The 24,834-nt window shown below is 54.6% G+C and carries 30 protein-coding genes; 16 read left to right on the forward strand and 14 right to left on the reverse strand.

Annotated features, from left to right (window positions below):
* Positions 1-5: 5 nt before the first annotated feature.
* Complete coding sequence (locus tag E3E36_RS02520) at positions 6-1,640, reverse strand: extracellular solute-binding protein (protein WP_167893821.1); 1,635 nt, start codon at positions 1,638-1,640, stop codon at positions 6-8.
* Between the two features lie 235 nt (positions 1,641-1,875).
* On the opposite strand from E3E36_RS02520, the gene E3E36_RS02525 reads away from it, so the two are divergent.
* From E3E36_RS02525 to E3E36_RS02545, 5 genes are all read left to right on the forward strand, one after another.
* Entirely contained in the window at positions 1,876-3,024 is a 1,149-nt protein-coding gene (locus E3E36_RS02525) for an inositol-3-phosphate synthase (protein WP_167893822.1), read from the forward strand.
* A gap of 61 nt (positions 3,025-3,085) precedes the next feature.
* On the forward strand, positions 3,086-3,688 hold the full coding sequence (locus tag E3E36_RS02530; protein WP_167893823.1) for a DUF4443 domain-containing protein: 603 nt from the start codon (positions 3,086-3,088) through the stop codon (positions 3,686-3,688).
* A gap of 4 nt (positions 3,689-3,692) precedes the next feature.
* Positions 3,693-4,334 (forward strand): orotidine-5'-phosphate decarboxylase, encoded by a 642-nt coding sequence (gene pyrF, locus E3E36_RS02535; protein WP_167893824.1) that lies wholly within the window; start codon positions 3,693-3,695, stop codon positions 4,332-4,334.
* Positions 4,334-4,852: an RNA-binding protein gene (locus E3E36_RS02540; protein WP_167893825.1), complete on the forward strand. Its 519-nt coding sequence runs from the start codon at positions 4,334-4,336 to the stop codon at positions 4,850-4,852. Before pyrF ends, E3E36_RS02540 begins: the two co-directional genes overlap by 1 nt.
* Position 4,853: 1 nt before the next feature.
* Positions 4,854-5,315, forward strand: coding sequence for an adenylyltransferase/cytidyltransferase family protein (locus E3E36_RS02545; RefSeq protein WP_167893826.1), 462 nt, complete (start codon positions 4,854-4,856; stop codon positions 5,313-5,315).
* Positions 5,316-5,374: 59 nt separating this feature from the next.
* Here E3E36_RS02545 and E3E36_RS02550 read toward each other — a convergent pair whose 3' ends face one another.
* The 4 genes from E3E36_RS02550 to E3E36_RS02565 all read right to left on the reverse strand — a co-directional run bounded on the left by E3E36_RS02550 (position 5,375) and on the right by E3E36_RS02565 (position 8,022).
* Positions 5,375-5,713, reverse strand: a complete 339-nt coding sequence (locus tag E3E36_RS02550) for a CopG family transcriptional regulator (protein WP_206203461.1) — start codon at positions 5,711-5,713, stop codon at positions 5,375-5,377.
* Positions 5,700-6,470 (reverse strand): ParA family protein, encoded by a 771-nt coding sequence (locus E3E36_RS02555; protein WP_167893828.1) that lies wholly within the window; start codon positions 6,468-6,470, stop codon positions 5,700-5,702. The genes E3E36_RS02550 and E3E36_RS02555 overlap by 14 nt, the downstream gene beginning before the upstream one ends.
* Positions 6,471-6,506: 36 nt before the next feature.
* On the reverse strand, positions 6,507-7,763 hold the full coding sequence (gene ftsZ / locus E3E36_RS02560) for a cell division protein FtsZ (protein ID WP_167893829.1): 1,257 nt from the start codon (positions 7,761-7,763) through the stop codon (positions 6,507-6,509).
* 67 nt (positions 7,764-7,830) lie between these two features.
* Positions 7,831-8,022 (reverse strand): ribbon-helix-helix domain-containing protein, encoded by a 192-nt coding sequence (locus E3E36_RS02565; RefSeq protein WP_167893830.1) that lies wholly within the window; start codon positions 8,020-8,022, stop codon positions 7,831-7,833.
* Between the two features lie 209 nt (positions 8,023-8,231).
* Here E3E36_RS02565 and cgi121 point away from each other — a divergent pair, with 209 nt between their 5' ends.
* The 5 genes from cgi121 (at position 8,232) to E3E36_RS02590 (ending at position 11,713) form a co-directional block, all read left to right on the forward strand.
* On the forward strand, positions 8,232-8,639 hold the full coding sequence (cgi121, locus tag E3E36_RS02570; protein ID WP_167893831.1) for a KEOPS complex subunit Cgi121: 408 nt from the start codon (positions 8,232-8,234) through the stop codon (positions 8,637-8,639).
* A gap of 84 nt (positions 8,640-8,723) precedes the next feature.
* Positions 8,724-9,902: a pyridoxal phosphate-dependent aminotransferase gene (locus E3E36_RS02575; RefSeq protein ID WP_167894721.1), complete on the forward strand. Its 1,179-nt coding sequence runs from the start codon at positions 8,724-8,726 to the stop codon at positions 9,900-9,902.
* A 41-nt stretch (positions 9,903-9,943) separates the two neighbouring features.
* Complete coding sequence (locus E3E36_RS02580; protein ID WP_167893832.1) at positions 9,944-10,180, forward strand: TMEM165/GDT1 family protein; 237 nt, start codon at positions 9,944-9,946, stop codon at positions 10,178-10,180.
* Positions 10,181-10,191: 11 nt separating this feature from the next.
* Positions 10,192-11,397, forward strand: coding sequence for an MFS transporter (locus E3E36_RS02585; RefSeq protein ID WP_167893833.1), 1,206 nt, complete (start codon positions 10,192-10,194; stop codon positions 11,395-11,397).
* On the forward strand, positions 11,387-11,713 hold the full coding sequence (locus E3E36_RS02590; protein WP_167893834.1) for a hypothetical protein: 327 nt from the start codon (positions 11,387-11,389) through the stop codon (positions 11,711-11,713). The genes E3E36_RS02585 and E3E36_RS02590 overlap by 11 nt, the downstream gene beginning before the upstream one ends.
* Before the next feature lie 69 nt (positions 11,714-11,782).
* Here E3E36_RS02590 and E3E36_RS02595 read toward each other — a convergent pair whose 3' ends face one another.
* Both E3E36_RS02595 and E3E36_RS02600 read right to left on the reverse strand, forming a co-directional pair.
* On the reverse strand, positions 11,783-12,259 hold the full coding sequence (locus tag E3E36_RS02595) for a signal peptidase I (protein ID WP_167893835.1): 477 nt from the start codon (positions 12,257-12,259) through the stop codon (positions 11,783-11,785).
* On the reverse strand, positions 12,223-12,783 hold the full coding sequence (locus E3E36_RS02600) for a DUF531 domain-containing protein (protein ID WP_167893836.1): 561 nt from the start codon (positions 12,781-12,783) through the stop codon (positions 12,223-12,225). Before E3E36_RS02600 ends, E3E36_RS02595 begins: the two co-directional genes overlap by 37 nt.
* A 131-nt stretch (positions 12,784-12,914) precedes the next feature.
* Here E3E36_RS02600 and E3E36_RS02605 point away from each other — a divergent pair, with 131 nt between their 5' ends.
* Both E3E36_RS02605 and E3E36_RS02610 read left to right on the forward strand, forming a co-directional pair.
* A complete protein-coding gene (locus E3E36_RS02605; protein ID WP_167893837.1) occupies positions 12,915-13,850 on the forward strand; it encodes a dipeptidase in 936 nt (311 codons plus the stop codon).
* Between the two features lie 169 nt (positions 13,851-14,019).
* Complete coding sequence (locus tag E3E36_RS02610; RefSeq protein ID WP_167893838.1) at positions 14,020-14,877, forward strand: methyltransferase domain-containing protein; 858 nt, start codon at positions 14,020-14,022, stop codon at positions 14,875-14,877.
* Here E3E36_RS02610 and E3E36_RS02615 read toward each other — a convergent pair.
* Entirely contained in the window at positions 14,874-16,757 is a 1,884-nt protein-coding gene (locus E3E36_RS02615; protein ID WP_167893839.1) for a S9 family peptidase, read from the reverse strand. The two genes, E3E36_RS02610 and E3E36_RS02615, sit on opposite strands and share 4 nt — an antisense overlap.
* 118 nt (positions 16,758-16,875) lie before the next feature.
* On the opposite strand from E3E36_RS02615, the gene E3E36_RS02620 reads away from it, so the two are divergent.
* Entirely contained in the window at positions 16,876-17,202 is a 327-nt protein-coding gene (locus E3E36_RS02620; RefSeq protein ID WP_167893840.1) for a hypothetical protein, read from the forward strand.
* On the opposite strand, the gene E3E36_RS02625 is transcribed toward E3E36_RS02620, so the two are convergent.
* Complete coding sequence (locus tag E3E36_RS02625; protein WP_167893841.1) at positions 17,170-17,817, reverse strand: serine/threonine protein kinase; 648 nt, start codon at positions 17,815-17,817, stop codon at positions 17,170-17,172. The genes E3E36_RS02620 and E3E36_RS02625 overlap by 33 nt on opposite strands.
* Before the next feature lie 52 nt (positions 17,818-17,869).
* On the opposite strand from E3E36_RS02625, the gene E3E36_RS02630 reads away from it, so the two are divergent.
* The gene (locus E3E36_RS02630) at positions 17,870-18,097 is read left to right on the forward strand and encodes an Lrp/AsnC family transcriptional regulator (RefSeq protein ID WP_012572508.1); all 228 of its coding nucleotides are present in this window, start codon (positions 17,870-17,872) and stop codon (positions 18,095-18,097) included.
* 55 nt (positions 18,098-18,152) lie between these two features.
* Here E3E36_RS02630 and E3E36_RS02635 read toward each other — a convergent pair whose 3' ends face one another.
* From E3E36_RS02635 to E3E36_RS02645, 3 genes are all read right to left on the reverse strand, one after another.
* Positions 18,153-18,827 carry a TIGR00153 family protein gene (locus E3E36_RS02635; protein ID WP_167893842.1) on the reverse strand — a complete coding sequence of 225 codons (675 nt, stop codon included), beginning with the start codon at positions 18,825-18,827 and terminating at the stop codon, positions 18,153-18,155.
* 4 nt (positions 18,828-18,831) lie between these two features.
* A complete protein-coding gene (locus tag E3E36_RS02640; RefSeq protein ID WP_167894722.1) occupies positions 18,832-20,049 on the reverse strand; it encodes an inorganic phosphate transporter in 1,218 nt (405 codons plus the stop codon).
* A 107-nt stretch (positions 20,050-20,156) separates the two neighbouring features.
* Positions 20,157-21,815, reverse strand: coding sequence for a metallophosphoesterase (locus tag E3E36_RS02645; RefSeq protein WP_167893843.1), 1,659 nt, complete (start codon positions 21,813-21,815; stop codon positions 20,157-20,159).
* Between the two features lie 128 nt (positions 21,816-21,943).
* Here E3E36_RS02645 and E3E36_RS02650 point away from each other — a divergent pair, with 128 nt between their 5' ends.
* Together E3E36_RS02650 and E3E36_RS02655 are read left to right on the forward strand one after the other, a co-directional pair.
* A complete protein-coding gene (locus E3E36_RS02650) occupies positions 21,944-22,300 on the forward strand; it encodes a cupin domain-containing protein (protein ID WP_167893844.1) in 357 nt (118 codons plus the stop codon).
* Positions 22,301-22,488: 188 nt separating this feature from the next.
* Positions 22,489-23,142, forward strand: a complete 654-nt coding sequence (locus tag E3E36_RS02655; RefSeq protein ID WP_342764369.1) for a DUF257 family protein — start codon at positions 22,489-22,491, stop codon at positions 23,140-23,142.
* A gap of 30 nt (positions 23,143-23,172) precedes the next feature.
* Here the strand turns inward: E3E36_RS02655 and E3E36_RS02660 are convergent, their stop codons facing one another.
* A complete protein-coding gene (locus E3E36_RS02660) occupies positions 23,173-24,450 on the reverse strand; it encodes a tRNA (N(6)-L-threonylcarbamoyladenosine(37)-C(2))-methylthiotransferase (protein ID WP_167893845.1) in 1,278 nt (425 codons plus the stop codon).
* 53 nt (positions 24,451-24,503) lie between these two features.
* Positions 24,504-24,803 carry a hypothetical protein gene (locus E3E36_RS02665; RefSeq protein ID WP_167893846.1) on the reverse strand — a complete coding sequence of 100 codons (300 nt, stop codon included), beginning with the start codon at positions 24,801-24,803 and terminating at the stop codon, positions 24,504-24,506.
* Positions 24,804-24,834 lie beyond the last annotated feature (31 nt).

Here is a 24,834-nt window from a genome sequence, read left to right on the forward strand (position 1 = left end):
TCACCTCATGCCTGCGGGAACTTCCAGTCCTCCGGAATCTCGCCCTGTATCTCAACGTTCTGGGCAAGTTCGGGGTCTGCCTGAACCTTCTGGATAATGTAGTTGACCGCCTCCTCCGGGGTCATCTCGCCTCTGAGAACCTTGTCGACAGCCTCCTTGAAGATGTCTGCCAGTGCTGGGTACTTCGGGTGCGCCGGGGCGAGATGAGTGTACTCGAGCATGTAGCTGACATCAGCGAGGAACTGGGCGTTTACCGGGTTGACCGTCGCCTGGACGATGTCCCTGATGTTGTCCTTGACCTCCTGGCTGAGGTCGAGGTTGAGGCTCTTGAGGTCGCTGAGCCACTTCTCGTCCTTGATGAGCTTTGCCGCCTCTTTCCTCACCGGCAGGTGGGCGGAAATGACGCTGTGGATGGCGTTTATGTCCGGGTCGCTGGCCTTTATCAGCATGAGGAAGGCGAGCTTGTGGTAGACGTCCTCAAGCTCGTCGTACTTCGAGTTCTGCTGGCCGGCCTTCGAGTTGATCATCCAGACGAAGGGCTGGCTGAGCGTAACTGGCTTGTCCCCCTTCTCACCTGCGGGGAAGAGCGTGTAGTAGAACCAATCCTTCACCTCATCCGGCTTCAGTCCCCTCGGGCTTCCCTCTTTGGAGTAGTACTGCTTGGTCTGCCACTCCGTCCAGTACCACGTGCCGCCGATGTCGAAGAGCGTCCTTCCCTCCACTATGGCCGGGTGAATCTGCTTGGCCCAGTCCCAGCTCATGATGTCCTTCGGTAGAAGCCCATCCTGGGCGAACTTCCACTCGACGTAGAGCCACTTGTAAACGGCAGGAACATCAACGACGAGCTTTCCTGTGTTCTCATCGTAGAGCTTGCCGCCGAAGGCGAATATGAACTGTATTAGGTCTGGGTGGGCAGAGCCCTTTCTGTGGACCAGTCCCCACTCAGTTGCCCCACTCTCCTTGGCCTTCTTGGCCCAGTAGTAAACGTCGCTCCAGGTGAATTCACCGTTCTTGACCTTCCCATCAAGGCCGTTGAGGTCGAAGCCTATCTTTGCCGCAACGTCCTTCCTGATGTAGAGGGGCCTCGCCTCGGTGTCCTGCGGCAGACCGTAGAGCTTCCCCTTGAACTTGGAGGCCTCTATCAGGGACGGATAGAAGTCATCAATAACGCTCTGGTAGGCCTTTGCGTAGTCAGTTATGTCGAGTATGTAGCCCTCATCGGCCAGTGTCGGCAGGAAGGCGTAGCTGTTGACAAAGAAATCACCAGCCTGGCCGAGGGGCTGCTTGCTGAGGTACTCCTTGTAAGCATCCTGGAAGGAGGCGACGTAGTGGGTGTCGGTTATCACAATCTCGACGTTAATGCCGTTGTCGGCCCATATCTTGTTGATTCTCCTCGCGGCCTCAACTATGCCGTAGACCCTCATAACGCTGTTGGGGTCTCCAGAACCCCAGGCGGAGAACTTTACCTCCTTAATGCCGTTCTGCTCCAGAACCTTGCCGATCTCAACGACATCCTTGGTGAAATCCCCGGTCAGCTGAACCTCGACAGAAGAGGTCTCAGCCTTCTCGCCGCCTATGCAGCCGCTGGCGACCACTCCGAACAGCACCAGCGCAACCAGCAAGAGTGCCGCGGCCCTCATAGCCCACACCCCACCAAAGCTTTCAAAAGTGAGCCAAAATGGCCCGAAAAGCTTATTTTAAAAATCAAACTTTCGCCACGTTTTATTCAGATTTGGTTATTTATAAAATTTTTGGAAGCGCTACGCGGCCCCGTTCGAGGGAAAGGGGTTCATTCAAAAATAAGTTAAACCGTTTTTCAACCAAAAACTATTTAACTACCGTAAAATATCTTAGGACAACAAAGGAGGTGGAAAGATGGTGAAGGTTGTCATACTCGGACAGGGATACGTTGCCAGCATTTTTGCGAGCGGCCTTGAGAAGATAAAGGCCGGAAAGATGGAGCCCTACGGCGTCCCTCTCGCCGACGAGCTTCCGATTAAAATCAAGGACATTGAGATAGTCGGTTCCTACGACGTTGACGCCTCTAAGGTTGGCAAGGATCTCTACGATGTTGTCAAAGCCTACGACCCCGAGGCCCCCGAGAGCCTCAGGGGGCTCACCATAAGGAAGGGAATCCACCTGAGGAGCCTCAGGAACCTTCCAATAGAGGCGGTTGGCCTCGAGGGCGAGATGACCCTCCGGGAGGCTGTCGACCACCTTGTGAGCGAGTGGAAGGAGCTCGGAGCGGATGTTTTCATCAACGTCTGCACCACCGAGGCCTTCGTTCCCTTCGAGAGCAGGGAGGAGCTTGAGAAGGCCATCGAGGAGAACCAGAAGGACAGGCTCACCGCGACCCAGGTCTACGCCTACGCGATAGCCAAGTACGCCAAGGAGGTTGGAGGAGCGGCTTTCGTCAACGCGATTCCGACCCTCATAGCCAACGACCCGGCGTTCGTCGAGCTCGCGAAGGAGAGCAACATGGTCATTTTCGGCGATGACGGCGCCACCGGCGCCACTCCGCTCACCGCCGATGTGCTCAGCCATCTCGCCCAGAGGAACAGGTACGTCCTCGACATAGCCCAGTTCAACATCGGCGGCAACAACGACTTCTTGGCTTTGACCGACAAGGAGAGGAACAAGAGCAAGGAGTTCACCAAGAGCTCCGTCGTTAAGGAACTCCTCGGCTACGATGCTCCACACTACATCAAGCCGACGGGCTTCCTTGAGCCGCTCGGAGACAAGAAGTTTATCGCCATGCACATCGAGTACGTTTCTTTCAACGGCGCCCATGACGAGCTGGTCATCACCGGCAGGATAAACGACAGCCCGGCCCTCGCTGGACTCCTCGTTGACTTGGTGAGACTCGGAAAGATAGCGGTCGAGAAGAAGGAGTTCGGAACAGTCTACGAGGTCAACGCCTTCTACATGAAGAACCCGGGACCAAAGGAGAGGGGCAACATACCGCGCATCATAGCCCACGAGAAGATGCGCATGTGGGCCGGCCTCAAGCCCAGGTGGCTCTGACGGTTCTTCTTCCCAACAAACCTTTTAATCCCTTTTCCCAATTTTTCTCGGAGGGAAGCCGATGAGCTGGAAGAGGGGGGCCTATCCTGAGTTCACTCTCGAAGATGCCGTCGCGGTTCTGTTCATGCTCAGAAACCCGACAGGAAGGAAAACCATTTCGGAGGTTCTCGACCTTGGAGAGGGGAGCGTCAGGACGCTTTTGAAGAAGCTCTCGTGGCTTGATGTCATAAGCTCAACCCAGCGGGGACACTCCCTTAACGAGAAAGGCAAAGGGCTGCTCGAAGAGATGAGCAGGCACTTCTCCGAGGCGAGGGAGGTTGGGAAACTCGATGGCCACCCGGCCTATGCCCTGGTCGTGAAAGAGCCGCCGGGGTTCAAGAGCATAGAACTTCGTGACGAGGCAATACGGTTCCACGCCAGGGGTGCAATGATACTGATTGTCAAAAACGGGGAGGTAGTCTTTCCTGAGGATGGGAGACCATTAAAAGAGACTATGCCAGAGCTCCAGGAGAAGCTGAACGAGAAGCTCCATCCTGGAGAAGGCGACATGGTGGTCGTCACCTGGGCGGAGAGCGAGGCAGACGCTATGAAGAGCGCCTACCACGTAGCACTCACAATGAAGGGCGAGTACATCCCAGAGGAAATAAAGTCCCTTGTGAGGTGAAGGGATGAAGGAGAGCAGGCTCATACTCGCACTGGACGTATACGAGCGCGAGAGGGCGTTAGAAATAGCGGAGCGCACCGCAGAATACCTCTGGGCGGTCAAGGTCAACTGGCCACTGATAATTGGCTCCGGGCTGAAAATCATCACGGAGCTCAAGCAGGTGACGGGGCTCCCGATAATAGCAGACTTGAAGCTCGCCGACATACCCAACACGAACAGGCTGATAGCGAGTAAAGTTTTCGAGGCCGGGGCGGACTATGTGATAGCCCACGGCTTCGTTGGACGGGAGAGCGTTAAAGCGGTCATGGAGCTCGGAGAGACGATAATCGTTGTCGAGATGAGCCACCCCGGAGCGGGGGAGTTTATCCAGCCGGCCACGGACGGACTTATCGAACTCGCCAATGAGCTTGGGCCCTTTGGAGTCATAGCCCCCGCAACGAGGCCGGAGCGCGTTGCGTACATCCGCTCAAAGCTCAGGCCGGAGATTAAGGTCATCACTCCCGGCGTCGGCGCCCAGGGAGGGAAGGCCGAAGAGGTTGTAAAGGCGGGCGCGGACTACGTCATCGTGGGCCGTTCTATTTACACCAGTAAGAACCCCCGGGAGAGCGCGAGGAGGATTTTTGAGGAGATAAAGGAGGTGGTCTAATGGAGCTCAAAGTCAAGCACCCGCTCAGCAAGAAGGAAGTGAAGGAGATTATTAGAGAGATGAGCGAGATTTTCGGTGAGGAGATAGCGAAGAAGATGCTGAACAAGAAGGACAAAGTGGAGCTGGCAGAGTTCGACAAGACCACAGAGATAATCCTCGTGAACGGGAGGCCGTTCTTCATAAGGCGGAGGGGGCTCATCTTCCCGCTCGTTATAGCACTCTACGAGCTCTCAAACGAGGAGGATCTTAGGAAATGGCCGAGGCGCGTCGTCGTCGATGCTGGAGCGGTTCCGTTCATCATCAAGGGCGCGGACGTTATGGCCGCGGGAATAACCGACGCTGATGAGAACATCAGGGAGGGCGACTTCGTCTTCGTCGTCGAGGAGGACTACGGAAGGCCCCTCGCGATAGGGGTAGCCCTCATGGACGGCAAGGCCATGAAGGAAAAACCCAAGGGCAAAGCCGTGAAGAACATCCACCACGCCAAGGACAAGATCTGGAACCTGACGGTGGGCTGAGATGGCGGAGAAAAGCAAAAAAGGAGGGAAAAAGGTTCGCGTCCTCGTCGGGGGAGTTTTTGACCTCCTCCACGTCGGCCATATCCACTTTTTGAGCCAGGCAAAGGCACTCGGGGACGAGCTAGTGGTTATAGTCGCCCACGATGAGACAGTCAGAAAGCAGAAGCGCAGGGAGCCGGTGAACAGTGCCGAGGACAGGGCAGAACTGCTGAGGGCCCTCAAGATGGTGGACGAGGTCTACATTGGGGCTCCGGGGACGATAGACTACGAGCTCGTGAAGAGGATCAACCCAGACATCATCGCGATCGGACCCGACCAAGACTTCAGCTGCGAGAGGCTAAAGGGGGAACTGAGGAAGCACGGGATAAACGCAGAGGTGATACGCATACCCTACCTTTACAAGAGCGACAGGGCCAAGACGAGCAAAATAATCAGGAAAATAATTGAAACGTACTGCGAATGAGGGGGCTGGGGCGTTATTTTAGCCTGTGATTCCACCCTCTGGATCCAGTAACTGTGCCATTAAAGCTTGAATCTCCCCATGTACTCCCTGAGGAACTCGGGGTCCTCCCTTCTGACTGCGCTCATAAGTTCGTCAAACTTCTTCTCCCCAAGGGCCAGCTTCAGGTAGTAGTACAAGTTGACGGCGTCCTCGACGATAACGCTCTGCCTTCTCCCCTCCTCTCCGTAGAGCTCTATCAGCTTCTTGTTTATGTCCCTGCTTATGTAAAGGGTCTTCTGCATCTTCTCCTTTTTTAACTCCTTCGACCTAAGGAACTTCTCGTCTCGTTTTGGTCTTGAGGGCTTTGTGAGTTCGTCAACGGAACCGTCAAAAAGCCGGGGAATTTTATCCTTCGACAATCTCAACCACCTCTCTGGCCAGTTTTGAGAAGGCCTTCGCGGCCCGGCCATCCCCATCGAACTCGAATATGCTGAGCCCCTGGCTCTGGGCCTTCTCAAGGGCTATCGCCTTCGGGATCGTTGTGAGTATTGGAGCGTCTGGGTAGGTCTCGCGGAGCTCCTTGAGGCGCATCTTTGGAACCTTGGTCTGGCGGGTGAACTTGTTGGGGACAAGGCCGAGCAATTTCAGGTTCTCGTTGGTCTCCTCGCGGATCATCCTCATCAGGTTGAACATCAGCTGCATCCCGATGACGCCGAAATAGCTGAGCTCCAGCGGGATGAGAACGTAGTCCGAGGCCGTTAAGGAGTTCACGAGGAAAATGCCCATGCTCGGCGGGTTGTCTATGAGTACGTAGTCGTAGTCTGGGAGAACCGGAGTCAATGCCTTCTCAAGGCGTCTCTCGCGGTTGTAGGCGTTGATTATCTCTATCTCCCTAGCCGACAGGTTCAGGTGGCTTGGGATCAGGTCAAGATTTTTCTTTACTTGGACTATTGTGTCGTCCACATCGCTTTCCCGGGTCATCAGGGTTCCCACGTTGCTGTCGCCGTAGTTCAGAACCTGCATTCCTATCAGCCCAAAGGTGAGGTTGAACTGCGGGTCAATGTCCACCAGGAGAACCTTTTTGCCCATGGATGCAAGGGCATGGCCCAGGTTCATTGTAAGGGTGGTTTTACCAACACCTCCCTTCTGGTTAGCCACGCTAATAACCACTGCCATGGTATCACCTGCGTAAATGGTAGAGGTGGGAGAGGCTCAGGCTATGTCAATAAAATCGTCAAGAACCCTCCTGGCGTAGGGTGGAAGCTCTCTCCTCCCCTTATCCTGTTTTTCAGAAATGGTCCTGAAAATCCTGTCAAAATCCGTGGCCGCAGACTTGAAGGGCTTCACCTGCCTGCCCATTATGATGTTCTCCTTCGGGGACCCGGCGACCTGGAGCGCCTCCGCCCCCCCAAGGATGTGCGGGCTCTTAACACCGGTCATGATGACCATGGCCCTGACCACTTTACCCATGTCCTCGTCTATCCTGGCGCCCCACTTGATTTCGCTCTTCTCGCCGAGCTTCTCGTAGACGATGTTCATAGCGTCGTTTATCTCGCCGAGGCTCACGTCCGGCCCCACGGTAAAGTGGACGAGTGCCCTGTCGCCGCTGCCGTACTCAACCTCGAGCATCTTGTTCTCAAGGGCGTTCTTAACGGCATCGACGGCCCTGTTGCTGGAGTCGCTCTCTCCAATGCCTATCAGAGCCGCTCCGCCCTTGTGCATCACGCTGTAGACGTCGGCAAAGTCTATGTTGACCATGGAGGGGAGCTTTATCGTCTCGGTTATGCCCTTCACCATCCTGGCGATTATCTCATCGGCGAAGCGGAAGGCGACGTTTATTGGAAGCTTGGGGACGAGCTTGAGGAGCTTATCGTTCTCGATGATGATGACGGTGTCGGAATAGTACATAAGGGCCTTTATCCCCGCCTTGGCTTTCTCAATCCTTATCTTCCCCTCGTTTTTAAAGGGAAATGTGACAACACTGACAACGAGGGGCTCCCTGAAACGACCGCTGTGCTTGGCGCGCTCCTTTATTATCCTGGCGACAACAGGTGCGGCACCGGTACCTGTACCGTTGCCCATGCCCGCGGTTATGAACACGAGGTCTGCATCGCCGATGACCTCAGCTATCTCATGGGCGCTGGCTTCGGCGGCATGATAGCCTATCTCCGGATTTCCCCCAGACCCCTTGCCGTGGGTTATTTCCCTGCCGAGGAGAAGCTTCTTGTGGGCCTTTGTTCGGGCAAGGTGCTGGGCATCGGTGTTCATAGCAATGAGCTCAGCTCCCTGGACTCCAAGCTCGTAGAGCCTCGTCACCGTGTTGTTCCCGGAACCTCCCACACCCACAATGACTATCCTTATTAGGTCTTCAAGGTTCTCATCGGAGAACCCCTCAAACGCCGCTGCCTTTGGCTCCTCGTCTTCCAGATCCAGTTTTATCCCAGCCTGTTCCAGGAGTTTAAATACCATAGCCCCAACCCCCTCAACAAAGACAGTCTGTTGATGACCAAGATTTTAGTGTCGTGATTTCAGCGGCTTATTTCAGGATGTAGTCAGGTGTTGAGCGTTCTTCAGTCTCAAGCCGGTACAGCTCCCTCTTCAGAAGTTCGCGTATTGCCTCCCTGATTATTTCACTCCTGTTGGGATACACGCCCCTCCTAACGAGCTGATCCATGGCGTTTATCAGGCCCTGGGGGAGCTGTACACTGACGATACGCATTTTGCTCATCCCTGCACCACCCAGTTCATCAAGCCGCTGAAATAAATAGTGCTTTAATTAGTTAAATACTTTGCGCCTGCTTCATAATACTATCATAATATAAATTTCAAAAATTTTTTGAAAAATTTTAAAAACAACAAAAATATTGCAGCGGCCGGGGGACACCGGAAGGAAAGAGTTTTAACCCAACCGGATCAAAGACGACCCCGGGAGGAAAGATGAAAACGCTAGGGAAAGGAATCCACATATCCAGGGTGTACGTGGAAAATGCCGACAGGCTGATTCCACACCTAGGCGGCAACGTCCAAGCGGTTAGGAGCGACTGCTGGCGGGCGGTGGCATTTGCAGCACTGCTTGCGGTTCGCTCCTTTGAGAGGAAGACAAACCGTGCAAAAACTCCCGGTGGGGAGTTCCTCCTCCGTCTGGCCGGAACGCTTCAGATAAGCGACGCAATAAGGAAGATCGGTGTGGTGGAAGGGGAGAACTACCTGGTGGTCTTCGGTTCCCGCGAGGAGGCGTCTGAAATCATTGAAAAGCTCGGACTGAGGGAGCTCCCCCTAACCAGCTGCGGGGATGAAAAAGTGAAAACTTTTTTTGAAAAGGCTGCCCTCGTTGAAGTTTTGTAGACATCATTTGAACTTTTCTGTGCTATTTATAGGATAGGTTTATAAAATCCGGCCCTCATTTCGGAAGTGCTTGGGGTGATGCTCATGAGGTATAAAAAGCGCAAGTATTTCCTTGCTGGCAGGATAAACCTCATCCAGCGCTCAAAAATCAGGGAGCTCTTCGAAAAGGCAAAGAAAATGGAGGACGTCATCTCGCTGGGAATAGGAGAGCCGGATTTTGACACCCCCTCAGTCATTAAGGAGGCGGCAAAGAGGGCTATAGATGAGGGTTACACCCACTACACGCCCAACGCGGGCATTCCCGAGTTCCGCGAAGCGATAGCCGAGTACTACAAGACGCACTACAAAGTTGACGTCTCCCCCAACGACATAATAGTCACCGCGGGTGCCTACGAGGCCACATATCTGGCCTTCCAGACCCTTCTTGAGCAGGATGACGACGTCATAATACCCGATCCAGCTTTTGTCTGCTACGTTGAGGACGCGAAGATAGCCGAGGCAGGCATCATAAGGATCCCCCTGCGGGAGGAGAACGATTTCCAGATAGACCCCGATGAGCTGGTTGAGGCGATAACCAAACGCACAAGGATGCTCGTCATCAACTATCCGAACAACCCGACTGGCGCCGTCCTCAAAAAGAAGACCGTGAAAGCAATCGCGGATATAGCAGAGGACTACAACCTCTACATTCTCAGCGACGAGCCCTACGAGCACTTCCTCTACGAGGGGGCCAAGCACTACCCGATGATAAAGTACGCTCCCGACAACACCATCCTCGCCAACAGTTTCTCCAAGACCTTCGCCATGACCGGCTGGCGTCTGGGCTTCACCATAGCCCCCAGCCAGGTCATCAGGGACATGATAAAGCTCCACGCTTACGTCATCGGAAACGTCACATCATTCATCCAGATAGCGGGAATAACAGCTCTCAGGGACAAGCGCAGCTGGGAAGCGGTTGAGAAGATGCGCCAGACTTACGCCGAGAGGAGGAGGCTCGTCCTCAAGCACCTCAACAGGATGCCGCACGTTACGCCATTCAAGCCAAAGGGTGCGTTCTACATATGGGCCAAAATAGATCCGGGCCTCGACATGAGCAGTGAAGACTTCGCTGAGTGGCTTCTGGAAAACGCAGGGGTGGTCGTGATTCCGGGAACTGCCTTTGGAAAGGCCGGAGAGGGCTGGATAAGAATAAGCTACGCTACGGACAAACAGAGGCTCACCGAGGCCATGCGGCGGATGAACGAGGCGCTCTCAAAGCTGTGAGGGTGAAAGCGCGATGGACGGTATAGCCGCCATCTTTTTTTATGATCTTCCTAGCAGAGCTCGGGGACAAGACCCAGCTCGCAACCATGGTCTTGGCCTCAAAATACGGGTGGAAGACAGCCTTTACCGGCGCGATTCTTGGTCTCGCGGCGGTGAATTTGCTCGGGGCCATACTGGGGGACAAACTGGGAGAAATGGTACCAATCGAGATCGTCCACAAGTTTGCCGGAGCGCTGTTCATAGTTTTCGGGGCGCTCATGATTCTCGGAAAGATTTAGGAGGGAGCAAAATGGATAAAAAGTGGAGCTCAGTCCTGCTCGACACTCTCGTCATGACAGCAGGCTTTGGGACCCTCACCATGATGGCAGTCGCAAAGCCCGATGTGATAGCACACTTCGGAATCGGAAGCGCCGAGTACGAGTGGCAGCACATAGCTTACGTTTTCGGTCTCTTCATAGCGTTCCTCCTCGGACACACCCGGATATACGAGGGGAGCTTCAAGAAGAGCGTCGCGATAGCCCTGAGCTGGGCGGCAATAGCGCAGGCGCTCATACCGCTCGCACCCAACTGGTACACCGTAGTCTTCCTCAGGTTCATCCAGGGTTTCGTGGTCACGCTCGTGCCGCTCTTCAGCACCCAGATAGCACACTTCTTCGTCGCCGAGAGGCCCTTTGCTAAAGGCATAATTCTCTCCGGAATCTTCTGGGGAGGTGTCTTCGGAAGCATAAGCGCCAAGTACGCGGTTGGAGCCTTTGGCTGGAAGGGCGGCTTCTGGGTCACGGTCCTCATAATGTACGCGGTCCTTGCCCTTTGGTGGCTCTTTACGGAGGACTTTGAGATAATTCACAAGACCGAAGGGGGAGAGAGGGCAAACGTCTGGAAGATGCCCTTCACCTGGGTGCTGGGCCTCACGTTCTTCCCGGCCCTGTGGGTGATATTCACGATAGTCGGCTTCTCCTCTTCCCTCGGTTACGATATGGGCTGGACAAAGGAGCACGTCGCAACACTGAGCACGAGCCTCAACGTATCCAAAGCCCTCTGGAGCATAGGTATGGGCTATGTCGGATATCTGCTCTCAAGGAAGAACCCCACTGCAAGGGGATTATTCAGGGCTATCGTCCAGGTCATGATATTCTCGTACGCAGTCGCATTTGTCGGCCTGATCATCTACGGTAAGGCCATGCTGGCGGGCAACTACAGCCTGGCCCTCGCCTCGGTTGTCCTCATCGGCGCCCTCCAGGGAACTGGGCCGGCGTTCTGGACCAGCGCACCGGCGACGTATCCAAAGAGCATCTTCCCCAAGGCCAGCTTTGCCCTTGGCCTCATATCAAACTCCGCCAACGTCATAGCCCCCGGCCTGACTGACGCCCTCGCCAGGCAGAGCACCGGGCTGGCCCTGGGCGAGCTGGCCGTGATGCCGCTCCTGGGTATCCTGACGCTAGTCGTTGTTTCTAGGATGAGGCTCCCTGTGGAGGAGCTCGGCGATGAGGCCTAAGTCCGCCGTCCTCTCTTTCTTTGTTCTTCTGGCCATGTTCTTCTACGGGATAGCCGCTATGAGCCTTGGAGATACTTACACCTTCTGGGGCTACGTGCTTGTGGGCACCATCCACCTTCTTTTTGCATATGGGATAGAAAAGGGGAACGAAACAGCAGTGGACTCCTCGGTCCATATAGCCCTGCTGGATTTCCTATTTGGCCTCCTATGGGTTATGGTCGGCCTTTCCCTGCCGGCAACGGCCCTTACACTCCTCTCCGCCCTCATCCTGTTCATCCTCATGGACGAAGAAGTGAGAATGGAGCTGAAGGAATGACCAGACGCGCCGGCTCCGGTCAGGGGCCGATTAGCTCCTCATCGTAAGCCTCGGACACCTACCCTCACATCATCCCAGGCCGAGGTGTTCCCGTATTATCAGTGGGATAAGCCCTATCTTCGGGAAGACCAGCAGGGCCTTGTTCTCAACGGCGTAGGCCGGGACGCAGGGGACGGTGCCGTAGGGTGTCGGATAAGGGGGGTCGGGAGCCCAGTTGTTGTCCCCCCACGTCACAAAGCACTTTTCCACTCTCCCGTTGAGCTCAACGGTCGTTATTTCCCTCACACGGTGGATTATGGGGTACTCATATCCCGGGCGCTTGTAGACTATAACATCATCGACATGGATCTCGTCTATGCTGTCCTCATTTATTCCCTTCAGCAGCACCACATCGCCCCTGTAGAACACCGGCTCCATTGAGCCGCTGACCACTATGACAAGGGGCGAGTCCGTGTGAAGCACCATCTTAAGGCCTGCCTGAAGCGTGAAGACTGTCAGCAGGACTACGACTATCCACGCCAGGTCTTTCTTCCATGATCCTTCCATCTCAACGCCTCCATGAGGGTGCTTATCCTCGCGGGTATGGCACCTATCGCGGTGCAGGTTTCGAGGCTGACCCTCTTTCCCGTTATATCCATATGATAGCGCGCCATCTTAAATATTTCCTTCGGGAGGCCGTGCCTTCCAAGGCCTATCAGGAGCAGAAAACTCTCGCCTTTCAGAGCCCTCTCCGCGAGCTCAAGTGGGGTTATCTCCTTCTCCTCGCTCGGCTTTCTGGTGGTCGCAACCGGCGTGCCGAACTGCGGGGGAAAGCCCTTCTTCGGGAACTCGAGGAGGTGAAAGCGGTTTCTCTGGGCGAGCTCGAGGAGATACTTCCCTCCCTCGCCTATGGTCGTATGGCCGGCTATCTCCTCGGCAACATCAACAGGTCTACCCTCGAATGGGAATCCCACCAGAGCCAGGTGAAAACCGTAGGCGTAAGCTATCGGCCCGGCTCTGGCTATGGCCCTCAGGTGGGCCTCGTGCAGCTTCTTCGGGTCGTAGGTGTTGTACAACGCCACCGTGAGCATCTCTATCAGCCCATTATTGTGTGGAAGGGTTTTAAAGAATTCGCTACCCCCCGAACCGGCACCGGCCCACTGCAATGTCAGACGAAGCACTTAAAGCCCCATGTCCAGTAATTAACTTAGGAGTGAGGAACATGATATTTGATGCACACTCAGACCTCCCAACGTTCGTTTACGATGAGAGAAAAAAGGGAAAAACCGGCGTCCTTGAAGGGAACTTCGAGCGCTTCTTTAACAGCTGGGTCTCCTCCAGGGTAATGGCCGTATGGACACGGCCGGAGAGGAGAACCGACGCGACGGTCTATGGCCTGGAGGTCTTCAACGCCCTTCTGAACGACGTTGCCGAAAGCGAGCACTTTGAGATCGTCACAAGCACTGAAGGTATGAGAACAGCTATTGAAGAGGGAAAAGTCGCCCTGTGGCTGGGCCTTGAAGGTGGCGAGCCGATCGGCGAGAGCCTCGACCTGCTGGAAGTATTTTACCGCCTGGGCCTCCGCGTTCTGACCCTCACCTGGAGCCTGAGAAACGCCATAGGCGACGGTGTATTTGAGAGGACTAGGGGAGGGCTGACGAACTTCGGCGTTGAGGTTGTTGGTAAAGCCGAGGAGCTGGGCATCCTGATAGACCTGAGCCACATAAACGAAGCCGGCTTCTGGGACGCCCTTGATATCACCGCGTTTCCGGTTATAGCGTCGCACTCCAATGCCAGGGAACTGTGCGACCACCGGAGAAACCTCACCGATGAACAGATAAAGGCCATAGCGGAGCGCGATGGTGTCATCGGGGCGGTGGTGATTCCAAGCTTCATCCACAGGGAGCACGCGACGCTGGAAAGGTACGTGGAGCACATAGCGTACATGGTGGATTTAGCCGGTTACAAACACGTCGGTCTTGGCTTTGATTTCGTGTACTATCTTCCCGGCTGGAGCGGGAAGAGCGTCGATGGCTTCGAGGACGAGTCGAGGATTCCAGCGTTGCTCGAGAAACTGAGGGAGAACTTTAGCGAAAAAGAGGTCGAGGCGATAACCTTCAAGAACTTCGAGCGCGTTTTTGAGAGGGTGGTGGGTTAGGTTTTTAATGCTCTTTCCAAAGGCATATGGGTCAACATGAAGGGCGATAAAGTGAGCTTTCATAAACCCCCGGGCGCATTAAGCTATGCCAGCTTACGGGGTTGTTCAATAGTGTCCCGATTGGAGAGAGCGTTGATAGAGTTCTCAAAAATAGCCGGGAGAGAGCGTTATGGATGAACTATACTTCCTGACCGCAAGGGAAGCGAAAAGATTGCTCCTTTCGAGCGGGAAGGTCAGGCTCAACCTCGACCTCAGGAAAACGAACAGGACGTTCGAGATAGAGCGCGACGGTGAGGGCTTCGTCTTCCCGGACGGCACAAGGGTTGAGCGTGATGTGATAGAGAGGATCGCGAGAGATGAGGGGAGCGTTTACTTTATCAGAAACGGCGTTTACAAGGCTGCAATAGCTGGTGAGCACTTCTACAAGCTTGTGCCGACGATACCGCCGACGATAGAGATAAACGGCATCAGGATGCACCGCACGAAGGATGTAAACCCCCTCCAGGATACTAGAAACAAGGTGAACGCCGTGAAGCCTAAAGAGGGCGAGACCGTCCTCGACACCTGCATGGGCCTCGGCTACACCGCGATAGAGGCGGCGAAGAGGGGTGCCTACGTCATAACCGTCGAGAAGGACCCGAACGTCCTCGAACTCGCGCGCATAAACCCCTGGAGCAGGGAGTTGTTCACAGGGGGAAAAATCCAGATAATACGGGGAGATGCCTCAGAGGTCGTCAAGAAGTTCAGGCCGGGGAGCTTTGATGCTGTTATCCATGACCCGCCGCGCTTTTCACTAGCCGGGCACCTCTACTCCGAGGAGTTCTACCGCGAGCTGTACCGCGTTCTAAAACCTGGAGGGAGGCTGTTCCACTACGTGGGCAACCCGGGGAAGAAGTATCGGAGGAAGGACCTCCAGAAGGGCGTGATGGAGCGGTTGAGGAAGGCTGGCTTCGTCGGGGTCAGGCGCGTTGAGGAAGCACTTGGGGTTGTGGCGAGGAAGCCAGAAAAGGAAAAGGATAAGGATTAATTCTCCCCGTTCTTTCCTTCGCCCTTCAGTATCTTCCCGACGTCGAAGCCCTCCTCGTACTTCTTCAGTTTCCTCTCGAAGAACTCGATGAAGAGCTTGTAGCGCTTCGCCCTGTGCTTCGGCTTGCCCCGTATGCTGTGGCCGTGCGGGCCCCTCCTGAATATGGCTATGTAGGCCTCCTTGCCCATGTCCCTGAGCACGTTGTAGAACATTAAACTCTGGTCGAGCGGGCAGCGGTAGTCCTCAAGGCTGTGGATGAGCAGAATCGGCGCTTTAACCCTGTCGGCGTAGAAGAGCGGGCTAAGCTTCCTGTAGTTCTCGTTCTCCAGCGGGTTCGGTCCGATTACCTCAACATCATACCAGAGGCCTATGTCCGAGAATGCGTAGCTTGTCAGCCAGTAGCTTATGCCGTTCTCGCTTATTCCAGCTTTGAAGAGGTCGGACTGAGTTAAGGCCCAGTTGGTCATGAAGCCGCCATAGCTTATGCCTGTTATACCAACCCTCTCCCTGTCTGCTTGGGGTTCGAGCTTAAAGAACTCCTCAATGCCGTTCATTATGTCCTGGAAGTCCTCCAGACCGGTTCTCTCCAGCACGCGGAGGGCAAAGTCCTCGTCGTAGCCGTTGCTCCCGCGCGGGTTCACGAAGACGACGTAGTAGCCCTTGTTCGCCATTAACTGCATCTCGTAGACAAAGCGGTGGCCGTACATTCCCTTCGGCCCACCGTGGACGAAGACTATAACCGGCGCCTTCTCGCCCTCCTTCAGCTCCGGTTTGAGGTACCAGCCGTCTATCTCAAGGTCAAGGGACTTGAAGCGGAAGTGCCTCGGCTCAAAGGTTTTGAGCCTCTCGAATATCGGCCCGTTGTAGTCGGTGAGCTGCTTCAGCTCGCCGTCGTAGAGGTAGAGCTCCGCTATTCTCATTGCGGTAGCTATCAGAAGGGCGACTTTTCCACCGTCCACGTCGAAGCCGTAAATCCAGTGGTCGCCCACCACAGCAGGCTCAACATCCCTGTCCCAGATGTAGAGGTTGACCCTGCCCGCGTCCGGCACGAGGAAGTAAACCTTTCCGCCGTCGAGCTTGGCGCTGTAAACGTCGAGTGGACCTTCATAGACGGGCTTCAGCTCGCCGTCCCAGATGTAGAGCCACTCATGCTCACTCATGTACTTCTTCTCCCTCTTCCCGTGGAGAAGCAGACTCTCTCCATCGGAATCTACCGCCATGAAGGAAACGCGCTCGAAGAGCCTCTCCTCCTCGCCAGCTTTCCAGAGGTAGATGTCCCAGAACTTGAAGAGGGTTGGCTTGCTTCCCTCCCTGTGCGGGACGTTGATAACTACTGCATCTCCGTGCCAGAGGCCGCTCGAAAACCTCGGCTTCTCGAACTGATCTATTACCTCCTCGCTCTCTGTGTCGAGAACCCAGAAGGTGGTCTTTTCGCCGTCGAAGAAGCCCATGTTATCAAACCAGGCCGGAACATCGTCGTCGAAGACGAAGTCCTCGTCATCACGGCGTTTGAATCCGACAACGAGCAGCCTTCTTGAGTCGTCGTTCCACTGGATTGAGCGGACGTTCTTCACTTCCAGAACCTTCTTGGCGCTCATCGTCCTCAGGTCAGCGACCCATATCTCGCCCGTCTTTTTCTCCTCGTTGGGGCGCATGAAGGCGAGCTTGTTGCCATCGGGAGAGATCCTCGGCATCGAGGCGTTTTCAATGAAGCGTCTGGCCCCGGTTTTGAGGTCTTCAACCACAACGGTGCTCTCGTACCTGTTGTCCTTCATGTTGGTCTTTGTAAGGGTATAGGCAACGAAGTTCCCCTTCACCCTCGGGTCGTTAAGGTAGGCAAACTTAGAAAAGGTCTCGTGGTTCCATTCGATACTGCTCATAACGCTATCACCGGTTTATAATGGAGTTTAGAGTATATAAGCTTTACCTTGATAGACAGTAATGGCTGCAGGGAAGCTTTAAAAGACCGGGAGAGATACCCAAGAGTCAGGTGGGAAAATGAGGGAGGAACATGCGGTTGGAATCATTCTTGCGGCTGGAATACTAATCTCGGTGCTCTTCAGGACGTACGTCGGGATAGCCCTTTCAGCTCTCGGAATACCGCTCTACCTGGCGTACGTGGCCAGGGAGCAGAACATACTCGCAAAGTCGAGGCTCTACGACCGTGACCTCTTCCTCATGATAGTCATTGCAGTCGTCGTCATACTCGTGTTTGACTACTTCTGGGATCCAAGGATGGGCCTCATAGCGATGGCAGTTGCAATACCCCTACTGGCGCTCTACGCGGACAGGTTAAAGGCGAGAAAGAAGGCTCAGGAGGCCTGAGAGCTTTCCCGTCTTCTTATATGTCCGCAGCTCTTCCCTCATCCCCTTAAGAAAGTCAGGGGTGATGCCGAACTTCGCCCTCACCCGACGCGAGATGTAGTTGTCGTTGAGGAAAATCATCGCCATCGCGGAGGTGAGGTTCTTCGGCTTCCTCCAGTTGGCCTTCTCGAAGTCTATGAGGTAAACCCGCTCGCCGACTATTATGTGCTTGCCGCCCTGAATCTGACCGTGGTCAAGGCCGAGCCTATCGAGTAGAGTCGTCTTCTCAACTATCTCAAAGAGATGGCGCTTTTCAAGCTCGGCGTAGAAGATTATCTCTCCTTCAGCGAACTCCCGGATGAGATATTCAAGGCCCTCAAAGACGCCGTAGGCTATCAGCGGGGGAGTTATCCCGAAGGGCTCTATCGTCCTGACGATTTCCGCTTCCCTCGCGAAGTTCTGCCTCGGTGAGTCGGGTCTTTGGAGCTTAATAATGACGTTTTTTTCATCTAATCGAGCGCCGAAGATAAGGCTCGTGGTCCCCTTGGCGTAGGGGCGAATTTCCTCAAATCCAAGCGATTTCAGGTGAGAGTAAAACCGCCCCAGCTGGGCTTTGCTTATCAGGTGGTCGAACATACTCCTCGATAAGCTTAAATACTCCGCCGATAAAATACTTTTGGTGATAGCCATGGTGACGGCTTTTATTTTGATGGTGACGGCCGCTGGAAAGGAAAGGGAAGTTATGGAGAAGCTTCTGGCCATGCCGGAGGTTAAGGAGGCTTACGTGGTCTATGGCGAGTACGACCTCGTCGTTAAGGTTGAGACCGACACGCTCAAGGACCTTGACCAGTTCATCACGGAGAAGATAAGGAAGATGTCCGAGATACAGATGACCTCGACGATGATAGCCATCTGAACCTCTCGTTCTTCTCTCTTGCAATTCTTCCAGGAATAATAGAAGAGCAAAGGGCTCACTTGTTCATCATGAGCCTTATTCTCTCGGCTGCATCCTTCGCCTTGTCCGAGATGTTGCTGAGCGTTCTGGCGATGTTAAGGATGTAGAACCCGTCGCCCCAGCTGAGCTTATCGGCGTTCTCGAAGACGAGCTGCATGAGCTTTGTGTCGAGACCGTCTATCTTGTTCTCAACGCTCTCTATCTGCCTGATTATTTCGTACTCCCTCTTTATCTCGCCCTCGGTAAAGCCGCTCTCGATGACTCTATCCATTTGGACTATGGCCTCGTGGACGAGCTTTGCAGCCTTAATGCTCTCCATGCCCATCTGGAGGATTACCTCCTTGACCTCCACCGGAAGCTCGCCGGGCTCCTTGATGAGCAGCCACTTGGCCGTATCCTCGGCGGCATCGGCAACCTTGTCCTGCATGTGGAGGTAGATGAGCACGTCCTCCCTCGCAACGGCCATCATGAGCTTCGAGCTGAGGGAATCCCTTATCTCCTCCTTTATCCTGTCGGCGACGTCCTCAAGGCGGTCAACCTCGACGGCTATCTTTTTCATCTCCTCGTAATCCCCATCATACCAGTGCTGAAGCGCCTTTTCAAGGGTCTCAACGGTGTTAAGCACAACCTCTGAGTGCTTTATGAGGGGCTTGAAGGGGCTCTTGGCGAAGAGCTTGGTCCAGACCTGCATGGTATCACCCCACGAACATAAGGAACTTGAATATGGCCGCGCTTATCAGACCCGCGACCGGAACGGTAACGAACCAGGAGATTATTATGTCCCTAACGATGTTCTTGTTTATTGCCTTTACTCCCCTGGCAAGGCCTATCCCTATGACGGCTCCAACGACGGTGTGGGTGGTCGATATCGGAAGACCCATCCAGCTCGCCACGAGGACGACGGTTGCAGCCGAGAAATCAATGGTGAATCCACGCGTGTTGGTGAGTTCGGTTATCTTCTTTCCTACGGTCTCCATAACTCTGTATCCGTACGTTGCGACACCTATTGCTATTCCTAGGCCACCGAGCGCCAGTATCCACTTGGGGACGGGAACCTTCATGCCGCTCAGTCCCATCGTTGCCACTGCGTAAACGGCTGCCACAGGCCCTATCGCGTTTGCGACGTCGTTGGCACCGTGTGCAAGGGCAACGTAGCCAGAGGTAACCACCTGTGCCTTCTTGAATATCGCCTCAACTCCTATGAATGGGTCGCTGCTCGGGAAGCGGAGTTTTATGAGGAGGTACGTTATAACGAACACGATTATACCGAGCGGGACACCGTACATGAAAACGCCCGTCTTGAGGTCCTTCCCGTGGAGAACCTTGATGTAGAACATGGTTCCTATGACCACGAAGGCCAGCCCAATCCAGAAGGGCGACCAGATGCGGGCGCTTCTGACCGGGTCTTTCCTCTCAAATATGCTCTTGGTCAGCGCCTTGAATATGAAGTAGGCCATTATGGCACCGACTATCGGCGAGAGAATCCAGCTGAGAACCACCTGCGTCATCTTGCCCCAGTTGACTATGGCCGTTCCGGCGTAGACTATTCCATAGCCCGCTATGCCGCCTATGATGGAATGGGTGGTCGAGACCGGCAGACCGAACTTTGTTGCGATGATAAGCCATACTGTTGCCGCCAGGAGCGCAGCCACGGAACCGTAGACGAGAACCATCGGGTCGGTTATCATCGTCGGGTCAAGAATGCCTTTCCTTATCGTCTCGGTGACGCTCTTGCCGAAGAAGTAGGCTCCAGTGAATTCAAGGACTCCGGCTATGATGACCGCCTGCTTCGGTGTTATCGCATTCGCACCGACGGCAGTGCTCATCGAGTTGGCGGCATCGTTTGCACCTATCGCCCATGCCATTGCAAAGCCCAGAATGATCGTTACCAGCAACCACGGCTCCACCTGCATCACCGTGGGGAGCTAAGTGGTGCTATATAAATATCTTGCCGCAGTAGAATATAGTTGTGTGGGAGTCTCTATATAGGGATAAATAGAATAAATAGAAGAGCGCAGGGTTAAGGCTCCACCTTCACGGGCTCGGCCGTTATGTTCCCCGAGGAACCCATAACGAGCCTGGCGTAGTGGTAGAAGCCGCCCTCGTCCGGTTTGGCGTAGAGCGGTGCCCCACCGCCGCCGGTGACTATGTACCTGACACCCTCTATCGTGCCGTCCCAGAAGATGTGGATGTGGCTGAACACTCCAAAGGCATCGTACTCCTTCATGAGCTGGAGGAGCTTCTTGCCGTCCATGTAGTTCATGCCGTGGTTCCCGCTGGGCCTCGGGTCAACTGGGGGGGCGTGCATGACGATGACGGGCTTCTTGCCAAGGCTCTTAGCCCTTTCGAGCTTGTCCCTAAGCCACGCCCACTGCTCGTCGCTCAGCCCGTAGTCGTTCTCAATGTTGTTCATGAAGATATAGTAGTAATCCCCGAGGACGAAGGAGTAGTCCGTTGGGCCGAAGAGCATGTGGTAGACGTTTATCCCTTCACCGCGGTACTCGTGGTTGCCAACGGCTATGAAGACCGGTTTGTTCCACTTCCAGTTCTTCATCAGCTCGCCCCACTCGTCCACCTTGCCGGAATAAACCAGGTCGCCGCCGTCTATTATGAAGACCCCATCGTCAGCGTTCATGGCATCCCGCACCTTGAGGAACGCCGGAGGAACCTCCTTCCCTCCGTCCGGTCTGTGGTCGCCGAATGCAAGGACGGTATAGTTAGCCAGCTCCTTAGCCTCTATCCTAAAGGAACCCTCCGACGTGCTGAACCTGACCCATGTGTCCCCAACCTCAGCGTTTTCCGGCAGGGTGAGAACGCTCGGGTTGGTGTTCTCTATCACGTAGGTGAGCTCCGCTCCGTTGGGGTTCTTGACTTCCACGCTGACGTTGAAGCTGAGGGAGTATATGTGAACGGTCGAGCCGTTGACGAGCCTTATGAAGCCTCCTTTCACGGTAACATTCTCTCCCTCAACGACGCGCCAGTAGTAGATGAAGGGCTCCATCGTCTTAAATGAGCTCAAGTACCAGTGCTCTCCCTCGTCGGGTATCCCGTTCCAGTTGTTGTCCCCTATGACCTTGAGGAGAATCCCCTCGAACTCGCCGCTCCTCAGGACGTCGCCGGTGTTTATCCGCTTCCCCTCCTTCAGCCCCATCGCGTACTCCAGAGCAGCCCCGGCACCGGCCTTGCTCGTCCCGGTGAAGACGAGATAGGCCTTTCCGTCCTTGTTAAAGGCCGCAAAGATGCCTTTGTCCTGGCCGACGAACTTGAGGCCGAGCTTGTAGACGATGTAGCCAAAGTAGTCGTTGACTGTTATCAGTATCGGTCTGCCCTTGAGGATCGGCCGGGCGTCCTCCGGGGAGAGTATCGCTATTCCTCCGTCGTACTGGCTCACCGGGAGGATTTTAGCGTTCGGGAAGTAGTGCTTCGCAAGATCTTCATAACCCTCGCTGGCGTAGACCTTCGACGTGTCCACGATCTCGTACCATCTGGAGAGAACCTGGCCCTTTTCGTAGGACGCGAAGTCAATGCCGCCGGATTCGGCATGAGACACTGTTGGTGAGGTAGCTGACGGGGTTCCTGTCTCAGGGGAAGACGTTGAAGCTGTCCCTCCCGTTGACCCTAGGCATCCGGCCGTCAGGACGATCAAAACCAGCAGGAGTGCAGAAGCAATCTTCTTCATATTGTCCACCTCCAAAAAGTTTGGAGCCGGCGTTTAAAGTCCTTTTGGCCTTCCCGACATACCTGCCGCTGGCCCCGGGCTCGGCAGGTTTAAATAATGATGTCTAAAAGTTCTCTTTGGGTGATGCCATGTTCGTCGGACACTACAGAGACGTCCCGGAAAAGGACACCGGTTTTGATGGGGTGACCATAAGGTGGCTCGTTTCTCCAAAGTTAGGAGCGAAGAACTACGCCATGCGCTACTTCGTCCTCAAGAAGGGCGCCGAAATACCCCTCCACCACCACGACTGGGAGCACGAGATCTTTGTTGTCAGAGGCGAGGGGGTAATAACCAACGGAAAGGAAGAGTTCCATGTTAAGGAGGGAAGCTTCCTCTACGTCCCGCCCAACGAGCCCCACGGCTACAAAGCGACGGGGGAAACGTTTGAGTTTCTCTGCATAATTCCAGCAAAGAAAGAGGCCATCCCAGAGGACGAGTGGGAATGACACCCTTTTTATTGTCCATTTCCGGCATGATGTTGATTTTTATTACAAGATGGAACATATGGTGATGTTAAACACATAAACTTAACAGTTTTCGTTCACAACATGGGCATCTACATATGCAAAAAGTATAAAAAAGTGAGGCCATACCCATTTACGAACCAACACCGCCCACTGAGAGGTGTCTGGAAGTGGTGGAAGTCCTAGATGAGGCCATCCGGAAGGTTTGGAACACCCTGAGGTTCGGAGAGACAGTGCTCATAGAGCACGTCTCGACCACAAGCCCCGCGCTGGGCCTCTACCACCTGACGTCATGGGCCCGCGACAGGGGATACAGGGTAGTTATAGACGACATCCTAGACACCCTGCACCTGTACAGAACACACCTGAAGGCCATGGGGATGGACACGTCGGTCATTGACGGGGCCACCGTGATAAAGGAGGGCGGCACGATAAACGTCGGACAGGTCAAGAGGAGGATATCCCTCAAAGAGGTGTCCATCAGGAAGAGCGAGTACAGCCAGGTGTACGAGCCCCTCCTTGAGGACGGGAACGTGATAAGCCCCGTCCTCGGCATAGGGAAGCTGTTCCTTATATCGGAGTCCAAAAGAGAGGCATTGTCACTGCTAAACTCAATACTTGCAAGCACAGGAGATGAGCGGAGGATAATGTTCTACTTCCTGAACGTGGACCTGATCAACACGTGCTGTCCCTACGTACTCCCGCTCCTTGAAGAACTCGCCACCACGGTCATAAGCCTGAACAAGGAGGGAAGAAGCGTTAAGCTGATGATCAGAAAGTCCGTAAACAACAGGATAGACGGCATCGAAATAACCCTCAGGTGACCCACACTTTCAAATTTTTCTTCCAAAATTTCAGGGGCTGGCGGAACCCAGCAAGTACGTGGATGTGGCCTTTACGACCTTTGCGGGGACGAACTCTCCCGGTTCCCCTGAATCGAGGATTATCTCCTTGTAGTTAAAAGTTCGTCCTTCAACCCCTCCCTTTTCCCCGGCGCCGTGGACGAGAACCTCGACTGTCCTGCCGACGTAGGAGCGGTTTATTTCGTGGGCTATCTGAAGCCTGAGCCTGTGCAGAAGCCTGGAGCGCTCCTTAACCTTCCAGCCGGGGAGCTGCTTCCATCTGGCAGCTACCGTTCCCGGTCTCGGAGAGTAGCGGGAGACGTTTATCTTGTCGGGCCTGACCCTTTTCACGAGCTCGACGGTGTTCTGAAAGGCCTCTTCGGTTTCGCCGGGAAAGCCGACTATAATGTCGGTGTTGAGGTTCAGACCACGGACTTTTCTGCGGAACCTCCGAACTATCTCCTCGAACTCTTCCACAGTGTACATCCTTCCCATACGCCTTAACACATCGTTATCCCCGCTCTGAACCGGCAGGTGGAGGAACCTGTAGACTTTCGGATCCCGGTAGGCATCAACCAGCTCGTCGAGTATCTTTATCGCATGGTTCGGGTTCATCATGCCGACCCTTATCCTGAAGTCGCTCTCTATGGCGGTTATCTCGTCGAGGAGTCTGGCTAAATTCGTCCCGATGTCAAAGCCGTAACATCCAGTGTCTTCGCTTGAGAGCTGTATCTCCCTATAACCCCTTGCCAGAGCTTCCTTCACCCATTTGACTACGAGTTCAGGCTTGTAGCTCTTAAGCACTCCCCTCGCAAAGCGGGTCGCACAGTAGGTGCATCCGTTCAAGCAGCCCTCGCTTATGGGCACGACGAAGGCAACACCGTTTTTCCACAGCCTCGGGAGTTCGAGCTTGTCTATGCTTCTCTCGCGCCAGCCCTCAACGCTCACCAGCTTTCCGCCGCGCTCCGCTACGCTTATCGCCTCGGCTATTCTATCAATGCTTTTCACTCCGAGGATTCCGGAGACGCGGGGGTCTATGGCTTCCGGACTGACGTGAGGAAGGCAGCCGGTGACGATGACCCTTTTTCCAGAGCCGATGAGCTCCGCTATGCGCTCGCGCATGTGCTTCTCGGTGGGGTCCTTTACGGCACAGGTGTTCACCACGACGTAGTCAGCAGTTTCTGGGGTTTCCACTAGACTATACCCAGCCCTAACCAGGATGGCCTCCATTATCTCCGCATCGGCCCTGTTCCTCGTGCAACCATAGGTCTCGACGTGAACCCTTGTCATCGGTGCCGGCTGGACTAAGGGGTTTAAAAAGGGTGCGGTTCAGATTTGGGAACTCACACAAAACCTATCATGCTCAGGAGCATGAAGAGTGCCACGAAGAGGAACGCACCAAGGCTGAGCAACACCTTCTTTATCCAGGGATAGGGCCTGTTGTAGTGCCTCATGACCAGAAAGGAGAAGACAGAGATGATAAGAACCGGAACGAAGGCTGAAACCACTATGAAGAACGTGCCCGACAGGTAGCGGTCGATTCCCGCAGTGTCGAGGAAAGCCACCGTCCAGTAGAGCATGATAGGTGAGAGAAGAACCAGAACACCGACTATAACCCCAATCGTTATGGAGTCCTCGTCCATGAGACCACCGGGAGAATTTGGACTAAAACCT

Source organism: Thermococcus sp. M36 (assembly GCF_012027355.1).
Taxonomy (GTDB): domain Archaea; phylum Methanobacteriota_B; class Thermococci; order Thermococcales; family Thermococcaceae; genus Thermococcus.